This window comes from Microbacterium sp. TS-1, assembly GCF_000509385.1.
GTDB classification, from domain to species: Bacteria; Actinomycetota; Actinomycetes; order Actinomycetales; family Microbacteriaceae; genus Microbacterium; species Microbacterium arborescens.
This window is the reverse complement of the sequence record NZ_BASQ01000001.1, coordinates 1,638,209-1,657,355: the sequence shown is the minus strand read 5'-3', so window position 1 is coordinate 1,657,355 and position 19,147 is coordinate 1,638,209. Positions and strand designations below refer to the sequence as shown.

The window sequence follows — 19,147 nt, the reverse complement described above, 5'->3', positions numbered from 1 at the left end:
CGTGCTGCACAATGGAGGCGTGACGACTCTCGCCGCCCTGGTCGATGCCGCCGACGGTGCCCTCGCTCCCGTGACGGCCTTCCCTCCCGCGCGGGTCATCAGCGGCGTGCACGTCTCGGAGCTCTCCGAGCCCGGACGTTACCTCGCGGGCGGAGAGCTGCTGCTGACCACAGGCATCCCGCTGACGGGGCACGACGGTGATGCCGCCTACGTCGCGTCGTTGGCCGCGCACGACGTCGGGGCGCTCGGGCTCGGGCTCGGCGAGGGGTGGGACGCACCCCCGCCCGGGTTCGCGGCACGCTGCGCGGCGGCCGGTGTCGCGCTGTTCGTGGTGCCCGACGGCGTGCCGTTCCTCGCGGTCTCGCGCGCGCTGCTGGCCCTCGAGCGCCGCCTCGAGCGTGACGCGGGCCTGCGCGCGGCCTCGGCGCACACCCGGCTGGCCGAAGCCGCTGCGGGCGACGAGCCCCGCCCCGCCATCGCGCGGGCGATCGCGGAGGCCGTCGGCGGCTGGGCGGCCTGGGTGCCGGCGTCGCGACACGACGGCGCGGCGCTGCTGCATCCGCCGGCGCTTGCCGGGATGCTGCCCGCCGTCATCGCCGACGTCGAGGCCTCGCTACGACGCTCGGGCGCCGCCGCGGCATCCTTCGCGTCGCACGGCTCGGTCGCCGTCGCCTTCCCGGTGACGACGGGCGGACGCATGGGCGGCGCCCTCGTGATCGGCTCGGGGCGACCGCTCTCCCGTGCCGACCGTCAGCTCGCGCTCACGGCGGTGGCGCTGCTTCGGATGGTCACGGCTCCCGCGGGCGCGGCGTCGCCGGGGGAGTGGGTCGCGCGCCTCGCGCTCGACGGCGAGACCGCGGCCGCCCGCTCGCTCGCGCGCGCGGGCGGGGTCGCGTTGCCCCGCTTGGTGCGGGTGGCGGTCACGGGCGTCGACGGCGAGCCCCATCCGCTGTCGGCGGTCGAGGACGGGATGCGGCTGGCCCTGCTCGATGTCGACGACATCTCCGAGGCCGGCGCGGTCAGCGCCCCGGTGCCGGTCGACGAGGCCCCGGCCGCAGCATCCCGGGCGATCGCGCTGTGGCGGTCGGTGGACGGCGCGGGCGCGGTGACCGAGCGGCCGCGCCGCGTCGAGTCATGGCTGGGTGCGCTCGACGAGACACCGGGGCTGCGGGATGCTGTGCGGGCGCACCTCGCGGCGAGCCAGCGCATGGAGCAGACCGCTCGGATGCTCGGCGTGCATCGCAACACCGTGCGTCAGCGCATCGCCGCCGCGGAGCGGGCCATGGGGGTGTCGTTGACCGATCCGGACGTGGGCGCGGAGCTGTGGCTCGCGCTGCGCGTCAGTCGCTGACGCCGCCGGTCGGGGCCGCGAGCCAGCGCAGCACCTCGTCGGTGTGCTCGCCCAGCCGGGGCGGCGCGGTGAGCGCGCTCTCGACGGGCGGCGCCCAGGTGATGGGAGACCGCACCTGGCGCGAGGTCCGGCCGTCGGCGCCGACGGCGTCGTAGACCGGATCGAGTCCGAGACGATCGGCTAGCGCGATGCCCTCGCCGATCGTCGCGACGACGCCCGCGGCGACGCCGAAGGTGTTGAGCCGTTCCGCCCATGTCGCGGCCGGGGCGGCGGCGAGGGCGGCCTCGAGCGAGGCCGCGAGTTCGTCTCGGTTGCTCACGCGCATCGTGTTCGTCGCGAAACGCTCATCGGCGGCGAGCTCGGGTACCCCGAGCGCGGTGGTCATGCGGGCGAACTGCACGTCGTTCCCGCAGGCGACCGCGAGCGGGCCGTCGCTGCAGCGCAGCACCTCGTAGGGGGCGATGGAGGGATGCCGGTTGCCCAGGCGGCCCGGTTCGGTGGCGGCACCGAGGTGCGCGGACATCTGGTTCACGAGTCCCGCCTGCAGGCTCGACAGCAGATTGACCTCGACGCGCGATCCGCGCCCCGTGAGCTCGCGCCGCCGCAGCGCCGCGAGGATCGCGATGACGGCGTCCTTGCCGGTGAGGACGTCGACGAGGGCGACGCCGGCCTTCATCGCCTCGCCGTCGCGATCGCCGGTGATGTGCATGAGCCCGCCGACGGCCTGAGCGACGAAGTCGTAGCCCGGCAGGTCGGCGCCGCCGGCACTGCCGAAGCCACTGACCGACGCGTAGATCAGGCCGGGATGTCGCTGTGCCAGGGTCTCCCAGTCGAAGCCGAGCCGGGCGAACTGCCCGGGGCGGAAGTTCTCGATGACGACGTCGCTGCGAGCGATGATCGCCTCGGCGTGCTCGCGGTCGGTCGGGTCGGTGAGATCGAGCGCGATCGAGGACTTGCCGCGGTTCGCCGCCTCGAAATACGTCGTCATGCCGGACGGCGCATAGGGCGGGCCCCATGCGCGGGTGTCGTCGCCCGCTCCGGGACGCTCGATCTTGATGACCCGTGCGCCGAGGTCGGCGAGCATCATCGTGGCGAGGGGACCGGCGAGCACACGCGAGAAATCGGCGACGACGACCCCGGCGAGCGGCGCGCTCATGCCCGCACCCCTTCGAGGGCATGAGCGGTCGAGTCGCGCGCGACGACCGCGATGGGGAACTCGACGTCGGTGCCGCGGGGGCTGCGACCCTCGAGCACATCGAGCAGCAGGGTGGCGCAGGCAACACCCGATTCGCGCGCTCGCAGATCGATCGAGGTGATGGACGGGCGCAGGTACGGCAGTGAGGGATGGTCGACGCACGACACGACCGTGATGTCGTCGCCGATGACGCGTCCCAGACGCTCGAGTGTCGCGGTCACCTCGATCGCGCTGGAATCGGGGCCGCAGATGATGACATCGGTCTCTGGTCGCTCGGCGAGCAGCTGCTCGGTGCGGTTGCGCACCTCGACCCAGGGCGCCTCGAACGACACGGGTGCGACGATCGGCTCCAAGCCGCGGGCGTCGCACGCCCGGCGGTATCCCGAGACGAGCTGACGGCCCCAGTCCGACGAGTCGGGTGCGACGATGAGGGCCGGATGGCGAGCGCCGGTGCGGTCGATCTCGTCGAACAGGCGCAGCATCCCCGACGCGTGCGACGACCACACGACACCCACCGGCTCGCCGTCGACGTCGGACGGCAGGTGCTCTTGCGTCACGATCGGGATGCCCGAGGCGAACAGCGCAGGCAGGGCGGGGTCGCCGGCGAGCGGGTCGCCGATGACCAGCCCGTCGGCGCGCAGCGGACGTGACCGTCCGGACGACACCGAGGGGCTGACGATCGTCACGTCGACGTCGTGCGCGGCCGCGTGGGTGACGATGCCGAAGGTGAACGCCATGTAGTACGACGAGCGCGAGACCACCTCGGGCAGCACGATGCCGATCGTGCCGACCGACCCCGTCCGCAGGTGGCGTGCCGCCGCGTTGACGGTGTAGCCGAGCTCCGCCGCGGCGGCCAGGACCGCCTCGCGCGTGGCGGGCGACACCCGGCCGCTGCCGCTGAGCGCGTCGGATGCCGTGGTCTTCGCCACGCCCGCTCGACGGGCGACATCGATGAGGCGTGCTCTGCCGGACCCGTGCATGCGGCGAGTCTAACCACACCGATCGGACCGTAACGCGCTCGCAACAATTCGGGTCTTGCGCCGTAATGGGGCTCTCGCATACTTTTGCCGGAACGTTCCGGCATCGAACCCGATAATGCCCGAACAAGACAGTGCCCCGAATCGGAGATGCGATGAACTGCTCCTGCACCCCCAACACGCACACCCAGCGCTCGCGACGCCTCGGCGACGAGTCCGGGGCGCCCTACGCCACGCTGTCCGAGGCCGAGCTGCTGCGCGCCGCCGAGATCCTTCGGGCCCACGGTGCGCTCGACGACGACCACCGCATCGCCTACATCGGGCTCGACGAGCCCGACCGCCGCGAGGTCGCCGCGGGCCGGGTCGTTCCGCGGCGCGCCCGGGTGCAGCTGCTCGACGTCGGCACGGGGCTCGCCCGCGACATCTCCGTCGACCTCACCGAGGGCGAACTCGTGCTCGACGTGCCGATCGAGCACGACGTCAGCGGCCAGGTGCCGCTTCTGCAGGAGGAGCACGCGCTCATCCGCGACCTGCTGGCCGTCGACGACGACTGGCTCGCGGCGTTGCGTCTGCGAGGCATCACCGACCCCGCGACCGTCGCGCTCGCCGGGCTCTCAGCCGGGCGCTACCCCATCGAGGGTGAGGCGGGCCGCCGGCTCGCCCGGGTGCTGGCCCACCACCAGCCGACCCCCCAGACGATGCCGTGGGCGCATCCGATCGACGGGCTCGTGGCCTATGTCGACCTCGGTTCGCGCAGCGTCGCGCAGGTCGTCGACACCGGGGTCATGCCCATCCCGCAGGAGACGGCCGACTACCACGTGCCCGGAACCTTCGGCCCCGAGCGCACGACGCAGAAGCCGATCGTCATCCAGCAGCCCGAGGGGCCGAGCTTCTCGTTCGAGGGCGACGTGCTGACGTGGGAGAAGTGGTCGCTGCGCATCGGATACGACATGCGCGAAGGGCTCGTCCTGCACGGGATCGGGTTCGAGGATGCCGGCCGCGTCCGGCCCATCGTCCATCGCGCCTCCATCGCCGAGATGCTCGTGCCGTACGGCGATCCGGGCCCCGTGCGTTTCTGGCAGAACTACTTCGACACCGGCGAATACCTGCTGGGCCGGCTCGTGAACAGCCTCGAGCTCGGCTGCGACTGCGTGGGCGACATCACCTATCTCGACGTGCCGATCGCCGACGCCCGCGGCGGCGTCAAGGTGCTGCCCAACGCCATCTGCATCCACGAGGAGGATGCCGGCGTGCTCTGGAAGCACACCGAGCAGTTCACCGGGACGAGCGACGTGCGACGCCAGCGGCGCCTCGTGGTGTCGTTCTTCGTCACGGTCGGCAACTACGACTACGGCTTCTACTGGTACCTCTATCTCGACGGCAAGATCGAGTTCGAGGCGAAGGCGACCGGCCTGGTCTTCACCGCCGCGTACGACGAGCGCACCAGCCGCTTCGCCAGCGAGCTCGCGCCCGGACTGGCCGCACCGTACCACCAGCATCTCTTCTGCGCGCGGCTCGACATGGCCGTCGACGACGGCCCCGCCGTCATCGACGAGATCGACGTGACGACCGTTCCGATCGATGACGGCAACCCGCATGGCACCGCGATCGGGTTCACCGCCACGCGCCTGACCAGCGAGTCCGGCGCGGTGCGCCGCGCGAACGCATCCATCGGACGCACCTGGCGGGTGAGCAGCGCGACCGCGACGAATCGCTTCGGCCGCCCGGTCTCGTACGTGCTGACCCCCGAGGGGACGCCCGTGCTCCAGGCCCATCCCGAATCGGTCATCGCCTCGCGCGCCCGCTTCGCGACGGCGGATCTCTGGGTCACCGAGTACGACCCCGAGGAGCGCTACCCCGCCGGCACCATCGTCAACCAGAGCGTCGGCGAGCAGGGCCTTCCCGTGTTCATCGCCGACGACGCGTCGCTCGAGTCGGCCGATCTCGTGCTCTGGCACACCTTCGGCCTGACGCACTTCCCGCGACTCGAGGACTGGCCCATCATGCCGGTCGACACCTGCGGGTTCGTCCTCACACCCCACGACTTCTTCGACCGGAACCCGACCCTGGACGTCCCGGCGTCCGCATCCTCCTGCTCGTGCGCCCACGAGGCGCCCGGGCACGGAGGCGACCCGCACCACATGCCCCACTCGCACCACCTCCCCGTTTCGCCGTCGAGCCCCGCACACTGACCCGCGGGCCGGCACCTCGAGAGGAACCGCCATGAGAACACGCACCCGAACGGGAGTGGCGATCAGCACCATCGCCCTCCTCACCCTCACCGGATGCAGCGCCGCATCCGCCCCCGATCCGGCCGCGACGTCCGACGAGGTCGCGCCCGGCTTCATCGCCGTCGCCGACGCCGACGCCCCCGCGGGCGGCGAGCTCGTCGTCCAGGTCGACTACGACACCGCCGAGGCCAGCGGCCTCGATCCGCAGGGCGCCGCGACCGCACGGTCGTGGATGCTCGAAGGGCTCGTCTACGAGACCCTCACCACGATCGACGAGAACCTCGCCGTCGCGCCCGGTCTCGCCACCTCGTGGGAGACCCCGAGCGACACCGAGTACGTCTTCACCCTGGCTGACGACGCCGTCTTCTCCAACGGCCGTCCCATGACGGCGGCGGATGTCGTCGGCAGCCTCCAGCGCCTGATCGACAACCCGGTGACGTGGACCGGTCAGCTCGGTCCCGTCGCATCGATCGAGGCGACCGGCGATCTCGAGGTCACCGTCACACTCGCCGAGCCGTACACCGCGTTCCTCGCGGCGCTCGCGAACACCCCGGCCGCCGTGCTGCCGATCGCCGAGATCGAGGCGGGGGAGGTCGACATCACCCAGGAGATGCTCGGCACCGGACCGCTCGTCGCGACGGCGCACCGTCAGGACGAGCAGTGGACCTTCGCGCCGAACGAGAATCACCCGGATGCCGCCGACCTCGGCTTCTCGACGCTGACGATCGACATCGTCGGCGACGAGGCGACGCGCGCCGCTGCGTTGCGAGACGGATCGGCCGACCTCGCCATCCTGAACTCCACCGACTCGGCCTCGCTGCTCTCGGGAACCGCCGACGCCCGCGTCGCCACGCAGCGCAACACCGACTTCCACTACCTGATGATCAACTCGCTCGGGGGCGATCCTGCGCTGGCCGACGAGGATGTGCGGTTCGCCATCAACTCGGCGATCGACCGCGACGCGATCAACGAGCTCGTGTTCGGCGGAGCGACCGCGGCGACGGGGGTCACGCCCGTCGGGCTGCCCGACTCGTGCGATCCGGCCTCGCTGCCGTCGGCAGCCCGCGACCTCGCGGCGGCGAAGGCAGCCGTCGACGCCGCCGGCGGCCTCGACCTGAATCTGCTCGTCTACACCGACGAGCCGGTCCTGGCACAGATCGCACAGATCATCCAGCAGAACCTGGCCGAGATCGGCGTCGACGTCTCGATCGAGCAACTCGACTACGCGACCTACTCGGGACGCGTCTACGGTGCCCCGTCCGACTTCGACCTGGCGCTGAGCTGGTTCGCGGGTTACGCCGACCCGGCGATGGTCACGACCTGGTGGAACCCACAGCTCGCCGGCTTCTCGGCAGTCTTCATGTCGGGATCGCCCGAGCTCAGCGAGATGATCGCCGCCGGTGCCTCGACCGAGCCCGGCAGCGAACGCGCCTCGACCTTCACCGATCTGTGCTCGCTGGCCGACGAGCAGAGCGAGATGGTCCCGCTCGTGCTGCGGCCGTCGACGATCGGGTGGAACACCGCGTCGCTCAGCCCCACGCTGAGCGCCGACGAGGGCTACGGCGACTTCCTCCGCCGCATCACCGAGTTCCGCGCCGGCTGACATGACCGTCATCCTGTGGTCGATCCGGCGCGTGCTGGCTGCCCTTCTCACACTCGCCGGAGTCTCGGTGCTCATCTTCGCCTCGGTGCGACTGATGCCCGGCGACTACACCGACCTCGTCCTGGGTCCGCTTGCCACCGAGGCGCAGCGGGCCCAGGCCGTGGGCGAGTCCGGCCTCGACGCGCCCGTCGTCGAGCAGTACTTCCGCTGGGTGGGGGGCGTGCTCACCGGCGACCTCGGCTACTCCTTCGTCTCGAACGTGTCGGTGACGGACGAGTTCGCCGCCCGGCTTCCGGTGACCGCGACGATCGCGGCCATCACCATCATCGTCACGCTGCTCATCGGCATCCCCCTCGGCTTCGTCGCCGCGCTCCGGGCGGACGGCTCGGCGGGAGCGGCGGGCAAGCTGCTGAGCGCCCTCGGCATCAGCATCCCCGAGTTCCTGCTCGCCGGCCTGCTGGTGTTCGCCGTCTCGACGCTCGGGCTCGGTGTCTCGGTCGGCCAGTACGCCGCCTTCGCGGACGATCCCGCTCGCTTCTTCGGCTCGCTCGTGCTGCCCGTCGCGGTCCTGGCGGTGGGGTGCGTCGCCGTGGTCGCGCGCAACACACGCGACGCCGTCCTCAACGTCCTCGTCGAGCCGCACATCCAGGCGGCCGTCGCCCGGGGAGAGACGCCCCTGTTCATCATCCGTCATCACGTCGTGCGCAACGTCGCCGCCCCCGTCCTGACGATCGTCGGGGCCCTCGTCGCCGTGCTGCTCGGCGGCACCGTCATCGTCGAGTTCGTGTTCAACGTGCCGGGGATGGGGTCGTACCTGCAGACCGCTCTCGGGCGCCGCGACTACGCCATCATCCAGGCCGCGGTGCTGCTCGCGGCGACCGTGTTCATCCTCGCGGCCCTCGTCGTCGACCTCGTCTCGAACGCGCTCGATCCACGGCTGCGCCTGACCGGAGGGAGCCGGCGATGACCGTCACACCGACCACCACCCAGCGGCTGTCGAGCGCGCGTCGGCGCACGCGCGTCGCATGGAGCGAGATCGACGTGCTCACGCGTACCGCGATGCTCGTGCTCGCGGCGATCGTCGTCGTCACGGTCGTCGCGACCCTCACGGGCGTCGCCGGGTCGACCAGCGCCACGATCGGCGGACGCTTCCAGCCGCCCGCGTTCGACGCACCCCTCGGCACCGACAACCTCGGGCGTTCGTTCCTGCCTCGGCTGTTCGAGGGGATCGGCACGACGCTCGTCGTCTCGATCGTCGCGGTCCTCTGCTCGGCCGCGGTGAGCGTGCTCCTCGGCATGGTGGCGGGCTACCTCGGTGGGGCCGCGAACGAGGTCGTCATGCGCGTCGTCGACATCCTCTACGCGTTCCCGGCCCTCGTGCTCGCGATCCTCGTCTCGGCACTGATCGGCCCCGGGCGCCCCGCGGCCATCATCAGCATCGTGGCGATCACCATTCCGCTGATGACCCGTGTCGTGCGCCTGGCGACGCGTTCGGTCGCCGAACGCGACTTCATCGTCTCGGCGCGCATCAGCGGCGTCCGCACCCCGGTCATCTTCCTGCGGCGCCTTCTTCCGAACATCGCGGGCACCGTGATCGTGCAAGCGAGCTACGCCCTGTCCGTCGCCATCCTCGTCGAGGGCGGGCTGAGCTTCCTCGGCTTCGGCGTGCAGGTACCCGAGGCCTCGCTCGGTCTGCTCATCCAGCAGGGCACCCTCTACATGACCCTCGCCCCGCACCTGCTCATCGTCCCCGGAGCGGTGCTGGTGTTGTCGATCCTCTGCATCAACATCGTGGGCGACAGCCTGCGAGACCGACTCGAACCCCGAGAGACGAGGTCGCTGACATGAGCGCCGTCATCATCCGCGACCTCGCCCTCGACTTCGTCGGCGCGACCACCGTGCGCGCCCTCGACGGCGTCGACCTCGAGATCGGCGTCGGCTCGTCGCTCGCCCTCGTCGGCGAGTCGGGGTCGGGGAAATCGACCCTCGCGTCCGTCCTCGGGCGGATGCAGCCGAGGTCGGCGACCGTCGTGCGCGGCGACATCCGCGTCGCCGGCATCGACGTGCTGGCGCTCGGTACCAGCGCGTTGCGCCGGTACCGTCGCGACCAGCTCGCGTACATCGCACAGGACCCGATCGGATCGCTCGACCCCACGATGCGCATCGGACGTCAGCTGCAGCTCGTGCTGCGCTCGACGGGACGGGACGCGTCGACACCGCGCCTGCTCGAACTGCTCGAGGCCATGCAGATCGAGAACCCCGACCGTGTGCTGAAGCTGTACCCCCACCAGGTCTCGGGCGGGATGGCGCAGCGCGTCGCGATCGCGCTCGCGATGTGCCGCAAACCCCGCCTCCTCATCGCCGACGAGCCGACCGCGGCCCTCGACTCGCAGGTGCGCGAGGAGGTCGTGCGACTCATGTTCGAGCAGGCGCGCGCGCTGGGTACGACGATCCTGTGGCTCAGTCACGACCTGCCCGCCGTCGCACGATGGTGCGACGAGGTCGCCGTGATGTACGCCGGCCGGGTGGTCGAGCGCGGCCGTGCCGGCGACGTGCTCGGCGCACCCGTGCACCCATACTCGCGAGCGCTCGCCGCGACCGATCCCTCGCGCGTGCGACGAGGCGATCGGCTCGCCAGCATCCCCGGCTCGCCGCCGGTGCTGCACGGCGAGTCGGCTGGATGCGCCTTCAGCGCGCGCTGTCCCGTCAGCGTCGCGGCGTGCGCGACGACCCGGCCGCAGCCGACCTCCGCGCGTTCGAGTCTGTGCATCCGCACCGACGAGCTGCTGCGCCGCGACAGCGATCAGCGAGACCAGGACCAGGAGGTGACGGCATGACCGATGACCGGCGACCCGTCGTCGAGCTCGACGACGTCTCGGTGCGCTTCACGTCGGGGTTTGGTCCCGCGCGGCGTTCCGTGCAGGCGATGGCGGGCATTTCGTTCGACATCGCACCCGGCGAGACGCTCGGACTCGTGGGCGAATCCGGATCGGGGAAATCGACGACCGGGGCCGTCGTGCTCGGGCTGCAACGACCCGACAGTGGCGTCGTCCGGTTCGAGGGCGCCCCGCTCGCCCGGAGTCTGCGGTCGCGGGCCGGCCGCATCCAGGCCGTGCTGCAGCACCCGCGGTGGGCGATCGACCCGCGATCGAGCGTGCTCGACGCCGTGCTCGAGCCGCTGCTCGTGCACGAGCGCCGCAGCGCCGCGGCCGAGGCGCGGGCGCGGGCGATGCTCGATTCCGTCGGCCTTCCGGTGTCGTTCGAGCAGCGGCGCCCGCATCAGCTCTCCGGCGGACAGCTGCAACGGGTGAGCGTCGCCCGCGCGCTCGTGACCCACCCGGCGTTCGTCGTGTTCGACGAGGCGGTCAGTGCGCTGGACGTCTCGGTGCAGGCGCAGATCCTCAACCTCATCCAGGATCTGCAGCGAGAGCACGCCTTCGCGGCGCTGTTCATCTCGCACGACCTCGCCGCCGTCCGCTACATCTCTCATCGTGTCGCCGTCATGCGCCGGGGCGAGATCGTCGAGCTCGCCTCCACCGACGTCTTCTACGAATCGCCCGCCCACCCCTACTCGCGTCAACTGTTCCAGGAGCTCTCATCGTGACCCCTTCGCCCCGTCTCGCCCCCGTCCGCACGCAGGGGCCCCGGCTCTCCAATGGCGACTTCGCCCTGCTCCCCGCGCACGGCACCGATCGCGGACAGGTCGCCTACGACTTCCCGGGCGTGCGTGTCGGCACCGCGGAGTACGCCGAGGGGCCCACCGGCGCCACCGTGCTGTCGATTCCCCAGGGTGCGCGCACATACGTCGACCGCCGCGGCGGAGCGGTGGGGGCGAGCGGCCTCTACAGCTTCAACCACGCGATCTGCCTCGCCGGCGGATCCGTCTACGGGCTGTCCGCCGTCGCCGGCGTCTCGGAGGCTCTGTTCGACACGGTCGAGCACCGGGCGGGCTTCGACGAGCTGCAGCTCGTCTCGGGCGCGATCATCTACGACTACTCCGTGCGCGACAACGGCGTGTTCCCGGATGCCGCCCTCGGGCGCGCGGCGTACGACGCGGCGCGTGACGGCGTCATCGAGGTGGGGCGCGTCGGCGGGGGCGCATCCGCGTCGGCGGGCAAGGTCGATCCCGCCCGCGTGGAGTTCACGGGGCAGGGCGCGGCGTTCCGCCAGGTCGGCGACGTGAAGGTGCTCGTGGTGACGGTCCTGAATCCCTACGGGGTCATCCTCGACCGGTCGGGCGGTATCGTCCGTGGCAACTACGACGAGACGAGCGGTGCACGGCGGCATCCGGCCGAGGACTACGAGGCCGCGATCGCCGACGCTCGGCTCACGGCCGGCGTCTCGGGCAACACCACGATCACCGCTGTCGTGACGAACGTCCGCCTCAGCGACACGGACCTGCAGCAGTTCGCCCTGCAGGTGCACAGCTCGATGCATCGCGGCATCCAGCCGTTCCACACCTCGATGGACGGTGACACGTTGTTCGCGCTGACGACCGACGAGATCGAGCTGCCCGTCGACCCGGCCACGGCGCACGGACGCCTGTCGCTCAACCCCACCGCCGTCGCGACCCTCGCGGGCGAGACCGCGTGGGACGCCATCCTCTGCGCGGCGGGCTGAGCCGTGCACGAGTTCCCCGCCTACCGCGCCCCGTCGCAGCGCGAGGTCACCGACCTCGTGCGTGCGAACCCCTTCGCGCTGATCGTCTCGGGCGGATCGGCCGAAGAGGCGCCGGTCGCGACCCACACGCCCGTCATCATCGAGCACCTCGCCGCCGACGACGGCCTCGTCGGCGGCGAGATGCTCGGACACATCGCGCGAAAGAACCCGCAGTGGCGCTCGTTGCGCGACGGGCAGCCGGTGCTGCTGGTGTTCTCGGGGCCGCACGGCTACGTCTCGCCGACGGCGTATGCCGACGATCCGAACGTCCCGACCTGGGACTACGCAGCGGTGCATCTGACGGCCCGCGTGACGGTGCTGGACGACCCGACCGAGAGCATGCACGTCGTCACCCGCACGGTGCACGAGCTCGAGGCCCTCGAGGCCTCCGCCTGGGATCCGACCGGGTCGCTGCCGACGTTCGAGCGCATCGTCGGGGGCGTCGTCTCGTTCCGCTTCACCGTGACCGACCAGCGCGCGGTGTTCAAGCTGAGCCAGGACAAGCCGGCGGATGTGCGCGAGCGGGTCGTCGCCGCCGCGCGTGCTCGCGGGTGCCCGCACGGCGACGTGGGCGGCCTCATCGAGCGCATCGGAGCCGGGTCATGATCGTTCACGAGTGGTCGGCCGAGTCCACGGACCCCGAGGCAGAAGGGCGCCGCCTGGGGGAGGCTTGGGCGCCGCAGCTGCGCGCGGCGCACGCGTCGTACCTCGAGCTGTTCGCCCAGTCCGGTGTGCTGGCGGCGGATGCCGTCGACGTCGCGCTCGCGTGCGATGCAGCGGTCGCCGTGCATGCGCCGGAGGTGGCCGCGGAGTTCCGGGGCATCGCCGCCGGCAGCGGCCTCGAGGTCGCCGAGGTGCTGATGCTCACGGCCCGCACCGAGATCCTCGCCCGGATGACCCCCTCGATCCCGTCCATGGAATGCTCGACGATCGTCCACGTGCCCGAAGCCGGTGCGCCTCGCACACTGCAGACCTGGGACTGGCACCAGACGCTCTCGAACGAGACCCTCGTGCGCCGGTGGCAGAGCGCCTCCGGGGCGCGCGTCGCAGCCTTCGCGGAATTCGGGCAGCCCGCCAAGATCGGCGTCAACGACCGTGGGGTCGGCGTGCACTTCAACATCCTCCACCACCGTTCCGACGGTTCGCAGGCCGGGGTGCCGGTGCACGTGCTGTCGCGGATGATCCTCGACCGTGCCGCGAGCGTCGACGAGGCCACCGCGATCGCGCGGTCGGTGCCGCTCGCAGCATCCAGCGTGATCACGGTCGTCGACCGGGACTCCGCGGCGGCGATCGAGGTCGCCCCCGCGGGCGTGGCCGTGCTGCCCGTGTCGCGCGGCGAGACGTTCGCGCACACGAACCACTTCCTCGACCCCGGCCTCGCCGCGGGGGAGTACTCGCCGTACGAGACGACGAGCGTGCCGCGCTACACCTGCCTCGTCGACAACGCCGAGCTCGCCGGCATCCCGGATGCCCAGGAGCGCGCCCTCGCGTTCGGCGCGGTGGCGGGCGACGGCATCTCGGTGCGGCCGCGCCCCGAGCAGCCCGACCACCTGCGCTGGGAGACCAAGCTCACCGTCGCGCTCGACGTCGCATCCGGGGCACTCGAGTTCGCGGCCGGGGCGCCCGCTGACATCGCATCCCTGTCGTGGCGTCGCTTCACGGCGGTGTGACACGGTGTCGGCTGCGCTGCACCTGAGCGCGCTCGCGGCCGCGATCGTCGGCACGGCGGTGCTGCTCGTCCGTCCCCGCGGGACGCAGGCGGCGGCCGTCGCGGCGTCGGTCGTCATGGCCGCGGCGATGGCCGACCTGACCTTCTGGCGTGCCGTGCCCGCGGTGTGGTGGGTCGCCGCGCAGCTGGCCCTCGCCGTCGTGCTGGCGGTCGTCGCTCGGTGCGCCGGCGCGCGGCCGGCCGCCGACGGACGCGCGGCTCGCGGCGCGGTCTGCCCTCTCGCGGTGCACACGGCGCTCGGTCTCGTGGTCATGGCCGCCTGCGCGGCGACGATGGGCGGCGCGGGCGGCGGGGCCGGTGTCGTCGGCGGCGCTATGGACGGCGTCATCGGTGTCCGAGGTCACGACCACACGTCGCCGATGGGGCTGCTCGTCGTCCTGGGCGGCCTCGTCGCCGGATGGGCCGTCGTGACGGCTCGCCACATGCGTCGGCTGCCGCATCGCCGCCATCGGGTGCATGCGGGCCTCATGCTCGCGTCGGCGGCGGTGATGCTCGTCGCCGTGGCCGCGGGTACCTGATCCGGCCCGGTGCGGCGGCGCGCGGGGCGGGTCGGGATGCAAGCGATCGTTTCCGACACGCCGGGTGGGATGCCGCTGCGCCGGGGTGTCGGGCGCGGACCCTTGGATCGCGGCACGGACGAGGCGGTTCCGACGGCTTCCGCATTGGAGGGGCTGACGGGAATCGAACCCGCGCTATCTGCTTGGGAAGCAGATGTTCTGCCATTGAACTACAGCCCCACGCACCCGGAGGTGCTCGGTCAGCTTACCCCACAGGGCTCGGACCGCCCGAAGCCGGACCGCCGGAAGCCGGACCGCCCGGTGCGCCGGGAGCAGCTGGCCCACCCGGAGCACCCGGAGCACCGTGGCCTCCCGGCGCGGGCGGAGCCTGCGGGTACGGCGGCGCCGCCGGACGCGGACCGGCACCATAACCCCCGACACCCCCGACACCGGCCCCGCCCCCACCCGGGAACTGCCCGCCGCTCTCGCGCATCGCGAGCAGCATCCCGTTCTTCACCGCCGTGCGCATCAGCAGATAGCTCACCCACAGGATGAGCGCGATCGTCCCGAGGTAGATCGCGATCCCGAGCACGATGAAGCCGATGCCGAAGGCCGCCGCGGGCCCTGCGTAGTCGTTGTACATGGCCCGCACACTATCGCTCGGGCCCGCCGCGCACGACCCCCGGTCACCGCTCGATCGAGACCTCGACGATGCGCCGGTCGGGTGCCGTCACGCGATACACCTCGCCGACGATCTCGGTCGCCGCCTCGGTCTCGCGTTCCGCGCACGACGGTCCGACCCAGAGCTCGATCTCGCCGGGCTCGATGATGCGCACGCCCTCGCGTCCGGTGAAGGCCAGCCGTGCGGTGGGCACGTCGAACGAGACGGTCGCCTCGGCGCCGGCATCCAGCTCCACCCGGGCGAACCCGAGCAGCTGCGCGACGGGACGCGTCACGCTTCCGTGGACGTCGCGGGCGTAGAGCTGCACGAGGTCGGTGCCGGCGCGCTCGCCCGTGTTCCGCACGCGCACGCTCGCCGTGAACGCGTCTCCGGCCGAGACCGTCTCCGTCACCGACAGACCGGTCCGCTCGAACGTCGTGTAGCCGAGCCCGTGTCCGAAGGGGAGCGCGGGGGTGCTGTCGGCGCTCGTGATCTCGTTGGGTCCGCCGAGGATCGGGTGCAGGTAGCTGTAGGGCTGCGAGCCGGACGTCCGGGGGAGTGAGACGGGCAGGTGGCCCGAGGGCGAGACCTCGCCGCTGAGGATCGAGGCGATCGCGGCACCCCCCTCTTCGCCGGGGAAGAAGGTCTGCAGCGCCGCCGCGACGGCCCCCTCGCCCGAGAGCGCCCAGTCGATCGCGTACGGCCGGCCCGACAGGACGACGAGCACGACCGGGGTGCCCGTCGCGACGAGACGCTCGACGAGCTCGCGCTGCACGCCCGGCAGCTCGAGCGAGTCGGCGTCGTTCCCCTCGCCGACGGTGCCCCGGCCGAACAGGCCGGCCCGGTCGCCGACGGCGACGATCGCCACGTCGGCCGCGCGCGCGGCATCCTCCGCCTCGGCGAAGCCCGACCGGTCGTCGCCCTCGGCCTCGCAGCCGCGCACGACGGTGACGTCGGCGTCGGGCAGGGCATCGACGATGGATGCCGCGAGCGTCGGGATCTCGAATCCCATCGGCACGCCCGGGTGGTGGGCGAGAACGTGGTTGGCGAACGAGTAGCAGCCCATGAGCGCTTCCGAGCTGTCGCCGTTCGGCCCGATCACGGCGACGCGACGGGGCGATGCGAGGGGAAGGGTGCCGTCGTTGGTCAGGAGCACGACCGATTCCTCGGCGAGGCGACGGGCGACCGCGCGGTGCGCGGGCGAGTCGAGGTCGATGCTCGTCGGCGGCTCCTCGAAGGTCTCGTCGAGGAGCCCCAGCTCCTCCTTCTGGATGAGCACGCGACGCACGGCGCGATCGATGAGGGCCTCGTCGACCTGGCCCGCCCGAACGCGCTCGGCGAGGGGGCCGACGTAGGCGTCGCCCGTCGGGAGCTCGACGTCGATGCCGGCCTCGAGGGCGAGCTGCGCGGCCTCGCCGCGGTCGCGGGCGACGGCGTGCATCGTCTGGAGGAAGGCGACGGAGAAGTAGTCCGACACGACGGTGCCGTCGAAGCCCCACGTCTCGCGCAGGAGGTCGGTGAGGTAGGCGGGCGTCGCCGCCACCGGCACCCCGTCGATCTCGGCGTACGAGTTCATGACCGAGCGCACGCCGCCGTCGCGGACGGCCATCTCGAACGGCGGCAGGAACACGTCGGCGATCTCGCGCGGTCCCGCGTGGACCGGCGCGTGGTTCCGGCCCGCCTGCGAGCCCGAGTACCCGACGAAGTGCTTCAGCGTCGCATGGACCCCCGTGCTCTGAAGACCCCGCACATACGCGGTGCCGATCAAGCCCACCACGTACGGATCCTCTGCGATGCACTCGTCGACGCGTCCCCAGCGGGGATCACGGATGACGTCGAGCACCGGGGCGAGACCCTGGTGGACGCCGAGCTCGCGCATCGACTCGCCGATAAGCGCCCCCATCTCCTCGACGAGCTCGGGGTCGAACGCCGCGCCCCACGCGAGAGGAGTGGGGAAGGTCGCCGCCTGCCACGCCGCCAGACCCGTCAGGCACTCCTCGTGCACGAGCGCGGGGATGCCCAGACGCGTCTCGCGGACCAGGCGGCGCTGCTCGTTCCACAACCACGCCGCCCGCTCGATCGGGTCGACGGGCCGCGTGCCGTAGACGCGGGTCAGCTGCCCGAGTCCGTGGACGGTCGCGTCGGCGTAGGCGGTCGACGACGCCATCTCGCCCGCCATCGGGGCGACGACCTCATCGCCCTGGTCGACCCAGAAGCCGACCAGCTGGGCCAGCTTCTCGTCGAGGGTCATGCGCGCGATCAGGTCGGAGACGCGCGTCGAGACGGAGATATCGGTGAGGGTCACGGTTTGTGCTTTCTCTACGGGGGATCAGCCCTTGACGGCGCCGGTCAGGCCACCGACGATGCGGCGCTCGAACAGGCTGAAGAACGCCAGGGCGGGAAGCATCGACAGCGAGGTGAAGGCGAGAACCTTCGCGGTGTCGACCGAGTACTGCGACGAGAACGCCTGCACGCCGAGCGGCAGGGTGAAGGTCGCCTCGTTGTTGAGGATGAACAGCGGAAGCAGGTAGCTGTTCCAGCTGCCGATGAAGGCCAGGATGCCGACCGTGATGACGCCGGGCACTGACAGGGGCAGCACCATCCGCCAGAAGAACGACAGGCGCCCGCATCCGTCGATGAACGCGGCCTCCTGGATCTCGTCGGGAATGGCCCGCAGGAACGGCACCAGGATGATGATCGTCATCGGCAGCGCGAAGGCGATCTGCGGCAGGATGATGCCCGCAAGAGAGTTCATCAGGCCCAGGTCGCGGATGACGATGTACAGCGGCGTGATCGCGACGGTGATGGGGAACATCAGGCCCGAGGCGAAGACGGCGTACAGCACCCCGCGGCCGCGGAACCGGTACCGGGCGAGGATGTAGCTGGCCATGAGCCCGAGCAGCACGGCGCCGATCGTCGTCGCGCCGGCGGCGATGGTGGAGTTGAGCACCTGCTGCCAGAACTGCGAGCCGGTGAGCACCGCCAGATAGTTCTCGATGTTCCACGGCGACGGCCACCCGGCGGGGTCGACGGTGATCTGGGCGTTGCTGCGGAAGCCGCCGATGATGATGTACAGCACCGGCGCGAGCATCAGCGCGATCACCACGAGGGCGACGAAGTACACGACGGGGCTGCCCCAGGGCAGGCGCTCCGTGCGGCGTCCGCGACGCCCTGTCGGTGCGGGCGCGACGATCGCGCGCGTGGCGGGGGAGGTGAGGGCGGTCATCGCTCCTGCTTCCCTTCGGTGATGGCCCCCGCGGTGTCGCGACGCAGCACGTAGCGCTGGTAGACGATCGCGACGACGAGGGAGATGAGGAAGATCACGACGGCGACGGCGTTTCCGAAGCCGTAGCTGCCGGCGTTGCGGCCGTTGACGACCATGTAGGTGGCCATCGTCGAGGTACCGGCGGTCGACGCGACGTACTGACCCCAGATGATGTAGACGAGGTCGAACAGCTGCAGTGCGCCGATGATCGACAGGAACGCCCAGATGCGCAGGGTGGGGGCGAGCAGGGGCAGGGTGATCCGCCAGTGCATCTGCCAGTAGCCCGCGCCGTCGAGGGCGGCGGCCTCGTAGAGCTCGTCGGGGATCCCCTGGAGGCCCGCGAGGAAGAGGATGACGGCGAAGCCGACGTACTTCCAGGTCAGGATGGCCATGAGCGTCCAGATCGCGATCGAGGGATCGGCGATCCAGTCGCGCGTGAGCGCGCCCAGTCCGAGCTGCTCGAGGGCCCCGTTGAGGGCGCCCTGGGTCTGCAGCATGAGTCCGAAGCCCGTGCCGACGACGACCTCCGCGATGACGTAGGGCACGAAGATCAGCACGCGGATGAGCGACTGTCCTCGCATGCGGCGGTTGAGCAGCAGGGCGAGGAGGACCGCGACAGGACCCTGGAGCACGAGGGACGCCACGACGATGATCGCGTTGTGGCTGAGGGCCTCGACGAAGGTGGGGTCGGTGAGGATCGTGATGTAGTTCTGCAGGCCGACGAACTCGGTGGGCGGCCCGTAGCCCTGCCAGCGGAAGAAGCCGTAGTAGGCCGCCATCACCACGGGGAAGATGACGAACCCGACGAACATCACCAGGGCGGGGCCGACGAGCACCGCGATCTCGAGGCGACCCGACCAGCCCAGGCCTCGGCGGCGCCGGGAGGGCGAGGGCGTCGTGGAGACGCCCTCGCCCCGGGCCGCGAGATCCACGCCGTCGGCGGTGCCCGCCACGGCTGTCTCGCTGAGCGACATGATGC

At 71.5% G+C, this 19,147-nt stretch carries 17 protein-coding genes and 1 tRNA gene; 11 read left to right on the top strand and 7 right to left on the bottom strand.

Going from position 1 to position 19,147, the window contains the following annotated elements; all coding sequences use genetic code 11:
- Nucleotides 1-19 precede the first annotated feature (19 nt).
- Nucleotides 20-1,351 carry a PucR family transcriptional regulator gene (locus MTS1_RS07760; RefSeq protein ID WP_023952867.1) on the top strand — a complete coding sequence of 444 codons (1,332 nt, stop codon included), beginning with the start codon at nucleotides 20-22 and terminating at the stop codon, nucleotides 1,349-1,351.
- Here the strand turns inward: MTS1_RS07760 and MTS1_RS07755 are convergent.
- Both MTS1_RS07755 and MTS1_RS07750 read right to left on the bottom strand, forming a co-directional pair.
- Nucleotides 1,341-2,507: a CaiB/BaiF CoA-transferase family protein gene (locus tag MTS1_RS07755; RefSeq protein ID WP_023952866.1), complete on the bottom strand. Its 1,167-nt coding sequence runs from the start codon at nucleotides 2,505-2,507 to the stop codon at nucleotides 1,341-1,343. The genes MTS1_RS07760 and MTS1_RS07755 overlap by 11 nt on opposite strands.
- Nucleotides 2,504-3,526 carry a LacI family DNA-binding transcriptional regulator gene (locus MTS1_RS07750; protein WP_023952865.1) on the bottom strand — a complete coding sequence of 341 codons (1,023 nt, stop codon included), beginning with the start codon at nucleotides 3,524-3,526 and terminating at the stop codon, nucleotides 2,504-2,506. The genes MTS1_RS07755 and MTS1_RS07750 overlap by 4 nt, the downstream gene beginning before the upstream one ends.
- 152 nt (nucleotides 3,527-3,678) lie before the next feature.
- Between MTS1_RS07750 and MTS1_RS07745 the strand changes: the two genes are divergently transcribed.
- Genes MTS1_RS07745 through MTS1_RS16040 form a run of 10 tightly spaced genes read left to right on the top strand, consistent with a single transcriptional unit; the run spans nucleotide 3,679 to nucleotide 14,263 of the window.
- A complete protein-coding gene (locus tag MTS1_RS07745; RefSeq protein WP_023952864.1) occupies nucleotides 3,679-5,715 on the top strand; it encodes a primary-amine oxidase in 2,037 nt (678 codons plus the stop codon).
- A gap of 31 nt (nucleotides 5,716-5,746) precedes the next feature.
- Nucleotides 5,747-7,357, top strand: a complete 1,611-nt coding sequence (locus MTS1_RS07740; protein ID WP_023952863.1) for an ABC transporter substrate-binding protein — start codon at nucleotides 5,747-5,749, stop codon at nucleotides 7,355-7,357.
- A gap of 1 nt (nucleotide 7,358) precedes the next feature.
- Nucleotides 7,359-8,324: an ABC transporter permease gene (locus MTS1_RS07735; protein WP_023952861.1), complete on the top strand. Its 966-nt coding sequence runs from the start codon at nucleotides 7,359-7,361 to the stop codon at nucleotides 8,322-8,324.
- Nucleotides 8,321-9,205 (top strand): ABC transporter permease, encoded by an 885-nt coding sequence (locus MTS1_RS07730; RefSeq protein ID WP_023952859.1) that lies wholly within the window; start codon nucleotides 8,321-8,323, stop codon nucleotides 9,203-9,205. The genes MTS1_RS07735 and MTS1_RS07730 overlap by 4 nt, the downstream gene beginning before the upstream one ends.
- Nucleotides 9,202-10,194 (top strand): ABC transporter ATP-binding protein, encoded by a 993-nt coding sequence (locus tag MTS1_RS07725; protein WP_023952857.1) that lies wholly within the window; start codon nucleotides 9,202-9,204, stop codon nucleotides 10,192-10,194. Before MTS1_RS07730 ends, MTS1_RS07725 begins: the two co-directional genes overlap by 4 nt.
- Nucleotides 10,191-10,961: an ATP-binding cassette domain-containing protein gene (locus MTS1_RS07720; RefSeq protein WP_023952855.1), complete on the top strand. Its 771-nt coding sequence runs from the start codon at nucleotides 10,191-10,193 to the stop codon at nucleotides 10,959-10,961. The genes MTS1_RS07725 and MTS1_RS07720 overlap by 4 nt, the downstream gene beginning before the upstream one ends.
- Nucleotides 10,958-11,977 (top strand): P1 family peptidase, encoded by a 1,020-nt coding sequence (locus MTS1_RS07715; RefSeq protein WP_023952853.1) that lies wholly within the window; start codon nucleotides 10,958-10,960, stop codon nucleotides 11,975-11,977. Before MTS1_RS07720 ends, MTS1_RS07715 begins: the two co-directional genes overlap by 4 nt.
- Before the next feature lie 3 nt (nucleotides 11,978-11,980).
- Nucleotides 11,981-12,622: an FMN-binding negative transcriptional regulator gene (locus MTS1_RS07710; protein WP_023952852.1), complete on the top strand. Its 642-nt coding sequence runs from the start codon at nucleotides 11,981-11,983 to the stop codon at nucleotides 12,620-12,622.
- Nucleotides 12,619-13,686 (top strand): C45 family peptidase, encoded by a 1,068-nt coding sequence (locus MTS1_RS07705; RefSeq protein ID WP_023952850.1) that lies wholly within the window; start codon nucleotides 12,619-12,621, stop codon nucleotides 13,684-13,686. Before MTS1_RS07710 ends, MTS1_RS07705 begins: the two co-directional genes overlap by 4 nt.
- A gap of 4 nt (nucleotides 13,687-13,690) precedes the next feature.
- Nucleotides 13,691-14,263 carry a hypothetical protein gene (locus MTS1_RS16040; protein WP_023952848.1) on the top strand — a complete coding sequence of 191 codons (573 nt, stop codon included), beginning with the start codon at nucleotides 13,691-13,693 and terminating at the stop codon, nucleotides 14,261-14,263.
- Nucleotides 14,264-14,408: 145 nt separating this feature from the next.
- Here the strand turns inward: MTS1_RS16040 and MTS1_RS07695 are convergent.
- The 5 genes from MTS1_RS07695 to MTS1_RS07675 form a co-directional block, all read right to left on the bottom strand.
- Nucleotides 14,409-14,482, bottom strand: a tRNA-Gly gene (locus MTS1_RS07695).
- Nucleotides 14,483-14,507: 25 nt separating this feature from the next.
- Nucleotides 14,508-14,885: a hypothetical protein gene (locus MTS1_RS16035; RefSeq protein ID WP_023952846.1), complete on the bottom strand. Its 378-nt coding sequence runs from the start codon at nucleotides 14,883-14,885 to the stop codon at nucleotides 14,508-14,510.
- A gap of 43 nt (nucleotides 14,886-14,928) precedes the next feature.
- A complete protein-coding gene (locus tag MTS1_RS07685) occupies nucleotides 14,929-17,154 on the bottom strand; it encodes a beta-glucosidase (protein WP_081731829.1) in 2,226 nt (741 codons plus the stop codon).
- 78 nt (nucleotides 17,155-17,232) lie between these two features.
- Entirely contained in the window at nucleotides 17,233-18,129 is an 897-nt protein-coding gene (locus tag MTS1_RS07680) for a carbohydrate ABC transporter permease (RefSeq protein ID WP_023952842.1), read from the bottom strand.
- The gene (locus MTS1_RS07675; protein ID WP_023952841.1) at nucleotides 18,126-19,142 is read right to left on the bottom strand and encodes a carbohydrate ABC transporter permease; all 1,017 of its coding nucleotides are present in this window, start codon (nucleotides 19,140-19,142) and stop codon (nucleotides 18,126-18,128) included. Before MTS1_RS07675 ends, MTS1_RS07680 begins: the two co-directional genes overlap by 4 nt.
- Between the last annotated feature and the right edge of the window lie 5 nt (nucleotides 19,143-19,147).

Coding starts and splice junctions, on each gene's coding strand:
- MTS1_RS07755 (WP_023952866.1), bottom strand. CDS start 2,507: ATGAGCGCGCCGCTCGCCGGGGTCGTCGTCGCCGATTTCTCGCGTGTG.
- MTS1_RS07750 (WP_023952865.1), bottom strand. CDS start 3,526: ATGCACGGGTCCGGCAGAGCACGCCTCATCGATGTCGCCCGTCGAGCG.
- MTS1_RS07745 (WP_023952864.1), top strand. CDS start 3,679: ATGAACTGCTCCTGCACCCCCAACACGCACACCCAGCGCTCGCGACGC.
- MTS1_RS07740 (WP_023952863.1), top strand. CDS start 5,747: ATGAGAACACGCACCCGAACGGGAGTGGCGATCAGCACCATCGCCCTC.
- MTS1_RS07735 (WP_023952861.1), top strand. CDS start 7,359: ATGACCGTCATCCTGTGGTCGATCCGGCGCGTGCTGGCTGCCCTTCTC.
- MTS1_RS07730 (WP_023952859.1), top strand. CDS start 8,321: ATGACCGTCACACCGACCACCACCCAGCGGCTGTCGAGCGCGCGTCGG.
- MTS1_RS07725 (WP_023952857.1), top strand. CDS start 9,202: ATGAGCGCCGTCATCATCCGCGACCTCGCCCTCGACTTCGTCGGCGCG.
- MTS1_RS07720 (WP_023952855.1), top strand. CDS start 10,191: ATGACCGATGACCGGCGACCCGTCGTCGAGCTCGACGACGTCTCGGTG.
- MTS1_RS07705 (WP_023952850.1), top strand. CDS start 12,619: ATGATCGTTCACGAGTGGTCGGCCGAGTCCACGGACCCCGAGGCAGAA.
- MTS1_RS16035 (WP_023952846.1), bottom strand. CDS start 14,885: ATGTACAACGACTACGCAGGGCCCGCGGCGGCCTTCGGCATCGGCTTC.
- MTS1_RS07685 (WP_081731829.1), bottom strand. CDS start 17,154: ATGACCCTCGACGAGAAGCTGGCCCAGCTGGTCGGCTTCTGGGTCGAC.
- MTS1_RS07680 (WP_023952842.1), bottom strand. CDS start 18,129: ATGACCGCCCTCACCTCCCCCGCCACGCGCGCGATCGTCGCGCCCGCA.
- MTS1_RS07675 (WP_023952841.1), bottom strand. CDS start 19,142: ATGTCGCTCAGCGAGACAGCCGTGGCGGGCACCGCCGACGGCGTGGAT.